Raw genomic sequence first — 12,249 nt, forward strand, 5'->3', positions numbered from 1 at the left:
AACTATGAATTCCTTAATACTTCCAACTTATTTCCCATCTATTAGTCATTTTGCTGTTATAGCACAATCTGACAGTATTACTTTTGAAATGGAAGATAATTTTCAAAAACAGACCAATAGAAATAGAACTTATATCTATAGTCCAAATGGAATTCAATTATTAAATATTCCTGTTAAGCATTCTAAAGCAGCACATCAAAAAACGAAAGACATTTTGATCGAAAACGAATTTGATTGGCAGAAACAGCATTTTAAATCGCTTGAAGCGGCATACAGAAGCTCACCTTTCTTTGAATATTTCGAAGATGATATTACTCCTATTTTCGAGAAAAAGCACCAATTTTTGATGGATTTAAACTTCGAAGTCTTAGACGTTGTGACGAAATGCCTTCGAATGAAGCTGGAATTCGGAAAAACTACAGAATATTTTCATGAAGTTGCTGATCTTACCGATTTCAGATATTTAGCAAACGGTAAAAAAGACGCTAATTCTTTTGAAAAATACACTCAGGTATTTGATGACAAACATGGTTTTATCAACAATTTAAGTGTTTTGGATCTACTTTTTAATGAAGGTAAATTTGCAATGGATTATTTAAAAACGCAAAAAATCATATAAGTTGTGAATTGTGAATTACACTTTTTGACTTTCGGACTTTTGACTTTTGACTAAAAAAAATCATTCCACCGAAAGTCTTGTCATAATTGGATAATGATCTGAATTTTCAAAATCAGGAAAACTTTCAAATTGCTTTACTTTCATTTTACTGTCTGTAAAAATGTAGTCAATTCTAGCAGGATAATATCTAAACTTATAAGTTGCACCAAAACCTTTTCCTGCTTCTTCAAAAGCATCTTTCAGCTTGCCTTTGATACTTCTATAAACATACGAGAACGGACTGTTATTCATGTCTCCACAAATAATAATTGGGTAATTACATTTCTTGATATGCTCTTTAAAAATTTCAGCCTGTTCTTGCTGTTGCGTGAATCCCTTACTGATTCTCGCATAAATACGCTGCGATTTTTTCTGATTCACATTATCAATATCATCAGAAATCTCACTTACATCTGGCGATATCTTAATGGATTGCAAGTGCATATTATACACACGAATAATATCTTTTCCACGCTTAATATCAGCATAAACTACATTATTGTCTGACTTAGGAAAAATGATATTTCCCTGATCAATAATAGGAAACTTAGAAAAAATAGCCTGACCAGTTTTAATTTTCTTCCCATCAATAAAAATATAACGGTGCGGGTATACTTTTAAATCCAAATGTGCCGAATTGGAATATTCTTGAATACACAAAATATCAGGATCTTTTTCGTCTATAAAAGCCTTTATATTTGACGGAATATCATCACGATCCAGCCATTTAAAAACATTAAAAAGACGTACATTGTAACTCATTACAGAGAAATCCTTTTCATCTTTCACATATTCTTTTCCAGAAAACTTATAAAATTTACTGATGAATGTAATTCCGGTCAGCAGAACCAAACCAGACAAAATAAGACGTTTTTTAAACTGAATTCCCCAATAGATAAAGAACAATATATTGGCCACAAAAAAAGCAGGCATAAACAAAGTAAGCACCGATAAAAGCGGAAAACTTTTAGGTGCTAAAAAAGGCAAAACATAGACGCTAAATGTAAGCACAGTTAACACTATGTTCAAAAAGAACATTATTTTATTAAACCAAGAAAGGTTCTTCATATTTAAGTCTCCTACAAGTTTATTTTCCAGCTTTAAATAAAAACTCTTTTTCTTCCTTTGTCAGACAATCATATCCCGACTGGCTTATTTTGTCTAAAATCTCATCAATCTGCTGTTGCGTTTTATCTTTCGTAACAATTCTCGATGTCGTTTTTTCTGTAGGTTTTTTGTAATTTTTATGAACTTTTGTAAATGGGGTCGTAGGAGATTTTCTAAAAAGATTTACAAAGAAATCTAACGTTTTAGAAACAATGATACTTAAATCGGTACCGTTTTGAAGCAATTTAATATAAGCAAATCCGAAGAAAGCACCCGCAAGATGTGAAATGTGTCCGCCCATATTCCCTAAACGAAACTGCATTAAATCTAAAATTAGAATAACAGCTGTTATATGCCAGAGTTTCACATTTCCGAAGAGAAACAAACGCACATTCATTAAAGGAGAATAAGTCGTCGCGGCCACCAAAATAGCCATAATAGCAGCAGAAGCTCCAACAATGGAACCGCTGATATTAGAAAAATAAAAACTCAGCGCAAAAGCAACTCCTGCAAAAAGAGCGCTTAAAAGATATAATCCTAAATATTGCTTTTGAGTAAAATAAGTCAAGAACAAAGTGCTCGCAAAATTAAGCACCATCATATTGAATAACAGATGAAAAAATCCGTCATGAAAAAAAGCATACGTTAAAAAAGTCCAAGGTTTAAACATAAAAACCTGAGGATCTGACGACAAAGCCAGCCAATTTGGAAATGCAAACTGACCTACTGAAAATTGATAGAAAAAGATAAGTGATACAATAAAACATGCTATGTTCCAATACATAACTCGCATAGCGATACCACCCAATCTATACTGTAATTTTAAATCGTCTAGAATATTCATAAAAATTCTTCTATTTTAGAATTCGTACTTTAAAGTTAAAAATTAATTCCAACGGTTGTTATTAAACTGATTTTTTTTCCAGTACCACATCATTAAAAAACCAGTAATTGCACCTCCAACGTGGGCAAAATGCGCTATACCTGTACCGCCACCTCCAAACAAAGAAGTACCTTTAACACCTAAAAACAAATCCATTAATAAAAGTCCAGGAACAAAATATTTTGCCTTGATTGGAACTGGAATAAACAAAAGTGCCAATTCTGCATTTGGAAACATAAAAGCAAAAGCCGTAAGCAAACCGTAAATAGCACCAGAAGCCCCAACGACAGTTCCAATATAAGCACTTGTAAATCCATCAAATTGAGCTGGATTTACTAAAGTCTGCCATCTCGTATCGATTTTTCCTTGACTTAAAATATTTAAGATGTCAGCTTTATGAAATCCGTTTGCTGTCAAGATATTAATTGTATCCTCAAAAAAGTAATAATTTACCGCTGTATGAAGCAATGCCGAACCCAAACCACAAGAGATGTAAAAAAACAAAAACTTTTTACCTCCCCAAAAATGCTCTAAAGCAGATCCAAAAGAAACCAATGCAAACATGTTAAACGCAATATGCATAATCCCGCCATGCATAAACATATGCGTAATAGGCTGCCATACTCGGAAACTTGGATTTTCTGGAAAGAACATCGCAAAATACTCGTAAGATATTGGCACCAACTGAGAACCAATAAAAAAAATAATATTAATAATTAGCAGTTGTTTAACTACTGGAGTCATATTCATCATACGGCAAACTTTTTATCTATATCTTCAACACGCATCGTGATGAAAGTAGGTTTTTGAAAAGGTGAAATATTTGGATCTTTACAGGCAAACAAACCGTTTACCAAATTATCTTGTTCTTTTTCGGTTAAATAAGATCCTGTTTTAACCGCTAAACTTTTAGCCATAGACTTGGCAATTGTATCATTCTGACTGTAGCTGTTTGCTGGAATTCCGTCCTGCAAATCGCTCAATAATTGCTCAATTACTTGCGAAACTTCGCTTTCTGTAATATTTACAGGAATTCCCGAAATTACAACGTGATCTGTTTTACTTTCGTCAAAAACAAATCCAGTTGTTGCTAGCGAAGGTTTTAACTCTTCGATTAATTCCATTTCAGATGCCGAATAAAACAAGTCTAAAGGAAAAAGCAACTGCTGGCTCGAAGCTTGATTAACGGTCATATTCAGTAAAAATTGTTCATACAAAATTCGCTGATGTGCACGCTGCTGATCCACAATAATCATTCCTGATTTTATTGGCGATACAATGTATTTTTTATGTATTTGATACGTTTTTTGCGTTGCTTGTTCTACTTCTTCATCATCAAACAAAGAAGAAGTTACTTCCTCGTTTTCGAATGTAAAAGGCGAACTTTCTATGCTTTCAGGATTTTCAACATCTAAACCAACATATAAACTTTCCCAGCTTGCCGTTGGCTCTACTCTTTTAGAATATCCTGAATACGACGATCCAGAAGATGATGATCCTGATGAAGACGAAAAAGAAGATCCCGAACTATATCCTGACGATCCAGAAGCAGCTTTGCTATAATGCTGATTGGTTTTATCATCAGTAAAAGGATTAAAAGTTCCATCAACTTGAATAGTCGGAATTCCAACTTCTACATCTTTATAATGATATGGCGTATCTAAATTGGCATCTCTATCAAAATCTAAAACTGGAGCGACATTAAACTGTCCTAAACTATGTTTGATAGACGCTCGTAAAATAGCATAAAGAGCTTGCTCATCATCAAACTTAATTTCTGTCTTAGTTGGATGAATATTGATATCAATTGTATTTGGCGGAACTTGCAGGTATAAGAAATAACTTGGTTGAGAACCGTCTTTCAACAATCCGTCGTATGCAGACATAACGGCATGGTGAAGGAAACTGCTTTTTATAAATCGATCGTTTACAAAAAAGAACTGTTCTCCCCTATTTTTCTTTGCAAACTCTGGTTTGCATACAAATCCTTGAACATTGATAATCTCAGTATCTTCGTTTACCGGAACTAATTTTTCATTGGTTTTTCCAGACATGATACCTACAATTCTCTGGCGGTATCCTGCTGCTGGAAGATTATACATTTCGCTTCCGTTATGATAAAAACTAAAATGAATATTTGGATGCGCCAATGCTACACGCTGAAATTCATCCATTACGTGACGAAATTCAACTGTATCTGACTTTAAGAAATTACGGCGAGCAGGGATATTAAAAAATAAGTTTTTAACCGCAAACGAAGTTCCTTTTGGCAAAACGGCCACTTCTTGCGAAACAAATTTACTTCCTTCGATTACAATATGCGTTCCAAGTTCGTCCTGATCCTGTTTCGTTTTCATTTCCATGTGCGCAATAGCCGCAATAGAAGCCAAAGCCTCTCCACGGAAACCTTTCGTTCCAAGCGAAAACAAATCTTCAGCCTGACGGATTTTTGAAGTTGCATGGCGGGCAAAACACAAGCGAGCATCAGTAACAGTCATTCCGACTCCATTATCGATAACTTGCACTAGCGATTTACCAGCATCTTTTATAATTAATTTGATATCAGTTGCTTTGGCATCGACCGCATTTTCTAACAATTCTTTTACGACTGAAGCTGGTCTTTGAACCACTTCTCCAGCAGCAATTTGGTTAGCAACGTGATCAGGAAGCAATTGAATAATACTCGACATTAAGCAAAAATAGGTTTAAAAGTTAGATTTGGTTTTTGCAAACCAAGAAGTACAAATTTAATGAATTTTGGTCGGCTTTTAGAATAAGAATAATCATAAAAAAAACAAAAAAACCTATACCGTTATTACACAGTATAGGTTTTAATATTTTTAAAACAAACGTGCTTTATTCGTTTTCTATTTTTTTAGGAGAATCTTCAATTTGAAGCGCTCCCGAAGTCAATAATGGCTGATTGAAAGCATGAGACATTGAAGCCTGCTGACGAATGTAAGCCATTTTGATAGCTGCAATTGCCGCTTCAGTTCCTTTGTTGCCGTGAGCACCGCCGCTTCTGTCAATTGACTGCTGCATATTATTATCTGTTAAAACACAGAAAATAACTGGAATATCCGTTTGAACATTCAAGTCTTTAATTCCTTGCGTAACACCTTCACAAACAAAATCAAAATGTTTTGTTTCCCCTTGAATTACACAACCAATTACGATAACCGCATCAACATTTTGAGTCTGAAGCATTTTTTTTGCTCCATAAATCAACTCAAAACTTCCTGGAACATTCCAACGGATAATTTGCTGAGCAGGAACATCGCAATCAACTAGAGCGTCAAAAGCACCATTATAAAGTCCTTCTGTTATAGTATCATTCCATTCAGAAACAACAATCCCAAACCGAAAGTCTTTCGCGTTTGGGATTGTGTTTTTATCGTATTCTGATAGATTTTTATTTTCAGTAGCCATCTGTAATATTTTAGATTTGTGATTTTAGAATTTAGATTCTTTACAAATCTACAATCTAAAATCTAAAGTCTAAAATTTTTATTGCGCTAATCCGATCAAAGCATCAACAGATGCTGCTTCTGGAGCACTGTCGTAATTATCTTTAATGTCATTGAAATATTTCAATGCATCTTCTTTTTGTCCTAAAGCTAAAGCTGTTTTTCCAGCTTTTAATAAGAAACGAGGCGTTGTAAAATCATTTTTGTTAGACTCAGCAGCTTTTACATAAAAATCTAAAGCTTCTTTTTGCTGATTTTTTTGAGAATAAGCATCTCCTGTAGCTCCTTTTGCTAAAGCGCTTAAGATTACATCTTCTGATTTGAATTCACCTAAATATTTAATTGCCTCATCAAATTTACCAGTATTTAAGTAAGCGATACCAGCATAGTAGTTTGCTAAGTTTCCTGCATCTGTTCCAGAATATTCGTCAGCAATTTTAATGAATCCGAATTTACCTTCAGAACCATTTAATGATAATTTGAATAATGAATCGCTAGAAACACCATTTACAGCTTTTTCAAAGTTTTGTTGAGCAACAAACATTTCACTTGCAGCCTCTTCTTGTTTAGGAGTTGCAATAAATTTTTGGTAAGCCAAATATCCGATAGTTGCAACTGCAATACCAGCAACTAAACCAATAATGATTTTTTGATTTTTAGCCACCCAATCCTCAGTTCTTGAAGCAGTTTCATCTAATTTTGAGAAAACTCCAGCTGTAGTACTGTCTTTTTCGTCAATAATTACTTGTTGCTCTTCAGTAACCACCTCTTTTACTTCCTTTTCTTTTGGTGTCTTATATCCTCTTTTATTGTAAGTTGCCATTTAAAATTTATTTAGTGAACGGCAAAAATAAAATTTTTCTTGAAACTGAGGTAAAAAATTTCAATTTTATCACTATTTTAAAAGAAATATTTTCCTTATTCGCTTATCCTTTCGCGGAAGCGGTAAAATAAATAAGCTCAAGAAAGCCCTAAAGCCAATTATATCGATAATTTTCGGTAATTTGCAGCCTCTAATTCAAATCACCTTTTCAAAGCTAAAAAAATGATTTTAGCCACGGATTTCACGGATTCACACAGATTAAAAGCTTTAAACAAAAATCTTTTTAATCATTTTAATCTGTGGCAGAAGAAAAAAAGATAAGTTGACACGAATTTCAAACTTTATCTGTTACAGAGTCACGAAAAAAATGCATTTAAACAAAATCTCATTATTCAATTATAAAAACTTTTCCGAAGCAAGTTTTGATTTTGACATTAAAATCAACTGTTTTGTGGGTAAAAATGGCATTGGAAAAACCAATGTGCTCGATGCTATTTATCATTTGGCTTACGGAAAAAGCTATTTTAATCCGCTTGCTGTCCAAAATATCAAACACGGCGAAGAGTTTTTTGTTATTGATGCAGAACTGGAAAAGAACGAAAGAACAGAACAGATTGTCTGCAGCTTAAAAAAAGGACAGAAAAAGGTTTTAAAACGAAATGGAAAACCTTATGACAAATTCTCCGATCATATTGGTTTTATTCCTTTAGTTATCATTTCACCAGCCGATAGAGATTTGATTATTGAAGGAAGTGAAACACGCCGTAAATTTATGGATAGCGTGATTTCGCAATTAGACTCTACTTATCTGCATCAGCTTATTCAATATCAAAAAGTGATTGTGCAGCGAAATGCTCTTTTGAAGTATTTTGCACTCAATCATACTTTTGACAATGATACCTTACCTATATATAATGAGCAATTAAATGAATACGGAAAATCGATCTTTGAAAAGCGAAAAGATTTCTTAGAACAGTTTATACCTATATTTAATATACACCATCAAGCGATAACAGGATCTGAAGAATCTGTACAACTGGTTTACGAAAGTCATTTATTCGAAAAAGATTTACTGACGCTTTTACAGGAAAACATTAACAAAGATCGAGCACTGCATTATACAACTGTAGGAATTCATAAAGATGATTTATCTTTTGAAATTGATTCGCATCCGATAAAAAAATTCGGATCGCAAGGACAGCAGAAATCTTTTCTGATTGCTTTGAAATTGGCTCAATTTGAATTCCTGAAAAAGCAAAGCGGTGTAAAACCTATTCTTTTGTTTGATGATATTTTTGATAAACTAGACGAAACCCGCGTTGCCAAAATTGTAGAAATGGTAAATAGTGAAACGTTTGGGCAGCTTTTTATTTCGGACACGCATCCAGAAAGAACTGAAGCAATTGTAAAATCAACGCATCAGACTTATAAGATATTTAATTTGTAAAGTTTTTTTTGCCACTAATTTCACGAATTTACGCGAATTATTTTTGCTACAGATTGCAAGGATTAAAATGATTCAATCTGTGTAAATCTTTTAATCTGTGGCTAAATAAGAAAATAAATTAGTGTAAATTCGTGCAATTAGTGGCAAACTAAAAAAAACGAATTAGAAAAAAAGTAACTGCATTCAAAAAACACAGAATATGTTAGCGAAAGAATCATTGCAATTTTTAGACGATTTAAAAAAGAACAATAACAGAGAGTGGTTTCAGGAGAATAAAAAACGATATGAAATCTTTAAAAAAGATTATCATCAATTGGTAAGTGATTTTCTGGACGCAATGAAACCGCTTGATCCTTCTTTAGAATTATTGGAAGTTAAAAATTGCACTTTTAGAATCAATCGTGATATTCGTTTTTCAAAAGACAAATCCCCTTACAAAGCGCATTTAGGAATCTGGATGTCTGGCGGAACTAAAGGCTTAAACCGTGCCGGATATTATGTCCATATAGAAAAGGGCGCTAGTTTTATAGCAGGCGGATTTTATTCTCCTGAATCGGAAGATTTGAAAAAGGTTCGCAAAGAAATTGCTTTTTTCTATGATGATTTGCAGGAAATCTTAAATGATAAAAACTTTAAAAAGGAATTTGGAAGTTTAGATTTTAACGAAAATAATTCGCTTAAAAGCATGCCTCGCGGTTACGAAAAAGACCACCCTGCAATTGAGTTCTTAAAACTGAAAAGTTTCACAGCAACTCAAAAATACGATATCTCCGAAGTTACTCAGAAAGATTTCGTAAAAAAGATAAGCCAAAAACTGATTGCTCTAAAACCGCTAAACGAATTTATAAATCGCGCTTTAGATACTGAAGAATTTTAGTTTTATTTGCCACAGATTTAACAGATTCTCACAGATTAATTTTTCGCAATTCCAAAATCCTTTTAATCTTTTTAATCTGTGGCAAAAAACAAATAATTGAATGAATAGGAAAATACTTTTTCTTGGAGAATCTTATCGTGCCGATGCTATCACTTGGATGAAAGGCCTGAAAGAATTTGGTGATTTTGAAATTATCACTTGGGAACTTCAAACATCAAACAGCCAAAGATCTAAACGTATTTTAGAGTATTTCTTCGCTCCTATTTCCATTCGAAAAATAATTAAAAAAGAAAAACCAGATATCGTGATTGCAGAAAGAACTACCAGTTATGGTTTTCTTGCAGCAATATCAGGTTCTAAAACGATAGCAATCGCACAGCAAGGTCGTACCGATTTATGGCCAGAAGAGTCTAAATTGTATCCTTTTAAAAAATTTATTCAAAAATATGCTTTTAAGAAAGCGCATTTAATTCATGCTTGGGGGCCTGTAATGGCAATTCACATGAAAGAAGTCAATGTTGACATGAACAAGGTCTTAGTTCTCCCGAAAGGAATTGATTTGTCGATTTTTACACCTTCAACTAATAATTCAAATAAAATTGAAGCCATTGTAACACGTTCACTGCAGCCAGAATATCGTCATGATTCTATTTTAAAAGCTTTCGGAATTTTAACCCAAAAAGGAATTGATTTCTCTTTGACAATTGTTGGCGATGGAAACAGATTGCAATACTTAAAAGATTTAGCAAAAGAACTCCAAATTGAAAATAAAGTGATTTTTACAGGAAGAATTCCGAACACGGAACTTCCAAAATTACTGCAGCAATCAAATATTTACATCAGCATGCCAACTACTGAAGGTGTCTCCGCATCTTTGTTTGAAGCAATGGCTTGCAATTGTTATCCAATAGTTTCAGACATCCCAGGAAACCAAAGCTGGATTACACATCGAGAAAACGGTCAATTGATTGAAGTGGATCATATCGAAATGCTAGTCGAAGAATTAATCTGGTCTTTTGAAAATCCCCAATTGCGAAATGAAGCGATTAATCGAAATAGAAAATTTGTGGAAGAAAATGCGAATTATGATATTAATATGAAGGTTATTTCAAAGAAATATCATGAGTTGTTGAATTCTAGAAATATTTAACCGCAAAGTTCGCAAGGGTTTACGCTATGAACGCGAAGCTTGCAAACTTTGCATATTTGCGGTTAAAAAAATTATTTGGGATAAACCAAAGAAAGCTTTTCATGATCCTTCAAAATCCCATTATTTGCAATCAATCGAATTGTTTCTCCTTCTTTATGAATGTAAAAAAAACCTAAATCTCTAATAATATCTTCTTTATTTAGATTTTTTATCCTGCAAGTTAAACCAACAAAATGAACATCTTTTACGATCAATTGTATATGGTCACTATCAACTTGCTTATATGTTCCAGAAGTAAAAACGAAGCAATCATTAAGACATTTCACTGGCGTATCACAAAAAAAAGTACCATCTGACTTGAATGTTAAACGGTGGCCATAATTGATTTCCTCTACTTTTGTCAAAGAGAATTCTGCAACATCAGCATATCCAATTATATCTTTTGTTTTCCATTCTCCAACTATATTAGTTTGAGCAAAAGAAGGCATTAACAAAAATGCATTTAGAATAAGAAAAAACACTAGTCCGTTTTTACTAATTGATTTTGCCATAATTACATTATTATTTAATTCAAACTTACAAAAAAACAGACTCTAAAATAGGTAGTAACATTTTCCACTCCCTATCGACATATTACTTATTACAGTATCTAATTTAATCTATATGAAATATGAACAATAGAAGAAACTGGTTAAAACAAATAGGTCTAGGCGCAATCGGATTAAGCTTCACATCATTCGAAACATTCGCAAATACTCCATCAGAAACATATATACTTCCAGATTTAGACCAATCGCCCATATTATTACGATCAAATGAAAATCCGTATGGGCCTTCTCCACTTGCTCGCGCTGCCATGCAAAAAAGCATCAATAGCAGCAATCGATATGGTTGGAATCTTTCAGACGAATTAATTGCCCATATTGCTACAAAAAATAATCTTTCAAACCAGAATATTTTACTTGGTGCTGGCTCAACAGAAATTCTAGACTTGGTTCTTCAGTATACTGCATTACAAAAAGGTAATTTTATACTGGCCGAAACAACTTTCAATTATTGGACATTTCCTTCTGAAAAATTAGGGTTAAAAAAAATCACAGTTCCGCTAACTGCCGATAAAAAACATGACCTATCAGCAATGTTAAAAGCAATTGATTCAAATACAAAAATGGTGTATATCTGCAATCCTAATAATCCGACTGGAACAATTTGCGATTATGAGCAACTAGTTTCTTTTGTAAAAGAAGCTTCCAAAAAAGCAATTATTTTTGTGGATGAAGCTTATTTAGATTTCACAAAAGAAAAATCGTTATGTGATCTTGTAATCGAAAATAAAAATATAATCATTACCAAAACTTTTTCAAAAATGTATGGTCTGGCCGGTGCGCGTATAGGTTATGCCGTTGCATCTTCATCAACAATTGAAGAACTTAGCGCTTTAAAATCCACGCCAAATTTATCTGTCAGTGTGGTATCAGCAACTGCAGCAATCGCGTCATTAAATGATGATAAATTTATTCAACAAGTACACATCGCAAATGAAGAGGTAAAAAAATATACTATTGAACGGCTTACTAAACTTAATTTAACTTGCATTCCTTCACACACTAACTTCATCTATTTTTCTTTAGATAATTATAAAAAAGATTATTTCAAACAATTAGAAAATCACAATATACAAGGAACAAAAATCTACGAAGAAAACGGAAAATGGACCAGAATTACAATTGGCACAATGAAAGAAATGCAACAATTTATTGAAGCCATAAAGTAAAATTTTGAGAAAAGTCTTTTTATAGAAAATTGATTCAAATAAATTATAATCGTTACTTTTGAT

General features: G+C 33.1%; 12 protein-coding genes. 5 read left to right on the forward strand and 7 right to left on the reverse strand.

Features of this window, described 5'->3' with window-relative positions; all coding sequences use genetic code 11:
* The first annotated feature begins 4 nt into the window (after positions 1 to 4).
* A complete protein-coding gene (locus tag PQ463_RS14170; protein WP_274254250.1) occupies positions 5 to 619 on the forward strand; it encodes a WbqC family protein in 615 nt (204 codons plus the stop codon).
* 60 nt (positions 620 to 679) lie between these two features.
* Here the strand turns inward: PQ463_RS14170 and PQ463_RS14175 are convergent, their stop codons facing one another.
* The 6 genes from PQ463_RS14175 to PQ463_RS14200 all read right to left on the reverse strand — a co-directional run bounded on the left by PQ463_RS14175 (position 680) and on the right by PQ463_RS14200 (position 6,938).
* Positions 680 to 1,726 carry an endonuclease/exonuclease/phosphatase family protein gene (locus PQ463_RS14175; protein WP_274254251.1) on the reverse strand — a complete coding sequence of 349 codons (1,047 nt, stop codon included), beginning with the start codon at positions 1,724 to 1,726 and terminating at the stop codon, positions 680 to 682.
* Between the two features lie 19 nt (positions 1,727 to 1,745).
* Positions 1,746 to 2,609 (reverse strand): rhomboid family protein, encoded by an 864-nt coding sequence (locus PQ463_RS14180; RefSeq protein ID WP_274254252.1) that lies wholly within the window; start codon positions 2,607 to 2,609, stop codon positions 1,746 to 1,748.
* Positions 2,610 to 2,651: 42 nt separating this feature from the next.
* Entirely contained in the window at positions 2,652 to 3,401 is a 750-nt protein-coding gene (locus PQ463_RS14185; RefSeq protein WP_111380021.1) for a rhomboid family intramembrane serine protease, read from the reverse strand.
* Positions 3,398 to 5,338: a DNA mismatch repair endonuclease MutL gene (gene mutL / locus PQ463_RS14190; protein ID WP_111380019.1), complete on the reverse strand. Its 1,941-nt coding sequence runs from the start codon at positions 5,336 to 5,338 to the stop codon at positions 3,398 to 3,400. Before mutL ends, PQ463_RS14185 begins: the two co-directional genes overlap by 4 nt.
* A 166-nt stretch (positions 5,339 to 5,504) precedes the next feature.
* Positions 5,505 to 6,077, reverse strand: coding sequence for a 6,7-dimethyl-8-ribityllumazine synthase (gene ribH, locus PQ463_RS14195; RefSeq protein ID WP_111363185.1), 573 nt, complete (start codon positions 6,075 to 6,077; stop codon positions 5,505 to 5,507).
* A gap of 78 nt (positions 6,078 to 6,155) precedes the next feature.
* Complete coding sequence (locus PQ463_RS14200; RefSeq protein WP_274254253.1) at positions 6,156 to 6,938, reverse strand: tetratricopeptide repeat protein; 783 nt, start codon at positions 6,936 to 6,938, stop codon at positions 6,156 to 6,158.
* Between the two features lie 367 nt (positions 6,939 to 7,305).
* Between PQ463_RS14200 and recF the strand changes: the two genes are divergently transcribed.
* From recF to PQ463_RS14215, 3 genes are all read left to right on the forward strand, one after another.
* Positions 7,306 to 8,385 (forward strand): DNA replication/repair protein RecF, encoded by a 1,080-nt coding sequence (gene recF / locus PQ463_RS14205; RefSeq protein WP_274254254.1) that lies wholly within the window; start codon positions 7,306 to 7,308, stop codon positions 8,383 to 8,385.
* Between the two features lie 199 nt (positions 8,386 to 8,584).
* A complete protein-coding gene (locus tag PQ463_RS14210; RefSeq protein ID WP_274254256.1) occupies positions 8,585 to 9,262 on the forward strand; it encodes a DUF2461 domain-containing protein in 678 nt (225 codons plus the stop codon).
* A 100-nt stretch (positions 9,263 to 9,362) separates the two neighbouring features.
* Positions 9,363 to 10,412 (forward strand): glycosyltransferase, encoded by a 1,050-nt coding sequence (locus tag PQ463_RS14215; RefSeq protein WP_274254257.1) that lies wholly within the window; start codon positions 9,363 to 9,365, stop codon positions 10,410 to 10,412.
* 71 nt (positions 10,413 to 10,483) lie between these two features.
* On the opposite strand, the gene PQ463_RS14220 is transcribed toward PQ463_RS14215, so the two are convergent.
* Entirely contained in the window at positions 10,484 to 10,963 is a 480-nt protein-coding gene (locus PQ463_RS14220) for a hypothetical protein (protein ID WP_274254258.1), read from the reverse strand.
* Between the two features lie 119 nt (positions 10,964 to 11,082).
* On the opposite strand from PQ463_RS14220, the gene PQ463_RS14225 reads away from it, so the two are divergent.
* A complete protein-coding gene (locus PQ463_RS14225; RefSeq protein ID WP_274254259.1) occupies positions 11,083 to 12,186 on the forward strand; it encodes a pyridoxal phosphate-dependent aminotransferase in 1,104 nt (367 codons plus the stop codon).
* Positions 12,187 to 12,249 lie beyond the last annotated feature (63 nt).

The sequence above is a fragment of the Flavobacterium sp. KACC 22763 genome (genome assembly GCF_028736155.1).
GTDB lineage: Bacteria > Bacteroidota > Bacteroidia > Flavobacteriales > Flavobacteriaceae > Flavobacterium.

Bases quoted from the DNA above. Each gene is read 5' to 3' on its own strand.
- PQ463_RS14170 (WP_274254250.1), top strand. From the start codon at position 5: ATGAATTCCTTAATACTTCCAACTTATTTCCCATCTATTAGTCATTTT.
- PQ463_RS14175 (WP_274254251.1), bottom strand. From the start codon at position 1,726: ATGAAGAACCTTTCTTGGTTTAATAAAATAATGTTCTTTTTGAACATA.
- PQ463_RS14180 (WP_274254252.1), bottom strand. From the start codon at position 2,609: ATGAATATTCTAGACGATTTAAAATTACAGTATAGATTGGGTGGTATC.
- PQ463_RS14185 (WP_111380021.1), bottom strand. From the start codon at position 3,401: ATGATGAATATGACTCCAGTAGTTAAACAACTGCTAATTATTAATATT.
- mutL (WP_111380019.1), bottom strand. From the start codon at position 5,338: ATGTCGAGTATTATTCAATTGCTTCCTGATCACGTTGCTAACCAAATT.
- ribH (WP_111363185.1), bottom strand. From the start codon at position 6,077: ATGGCTACTGAAAATAAAAATCTATCAGAATACGATAAAAACACAATC.
- PQ463_RS14200 (WP_274254253.1), bottom strand. From the start codon at position 6,938: ATGGCAACTTACAATAAAAGAGGATATAAGACACCAAAAGAAAAGGAA.
- recF (WP_274254254.1), top strand. From the start codon at position 7,306: ATGCATTTAAACAAAATCTCATTATTCAATTATAAAAACTTTTCCGAA.
- PQ463_RS14210 (WP_274254256.1), top strand. From the start codon at position 8,585: ATGTTAGCGAAAGAATCATTGCAATTTTTAGACGATTTAAAAAAGAAC.
- PQ463_RS14215 (WP_274254257.1), top strand. From the start codon at position 9,363: ATGAATAGGAAAATACTTTTTCTTGGAGAATCTTATCGTGCCGATGCT.
- PQ463_RS14220 (WP_274254258.1), bottom strand. From the start codon at position 10,963: ATGGCAAAATCAATTAGTAAAAACGGACTAGTGTTTTTTCTTATTCTA.
- PQ463_RS14225 (WP_274254259.1), top strand. From the start codon at position 11,083: ATGAACAATAGAAGAAACTGGTTAAAACAAATAGGTCTAGGCGCAATC.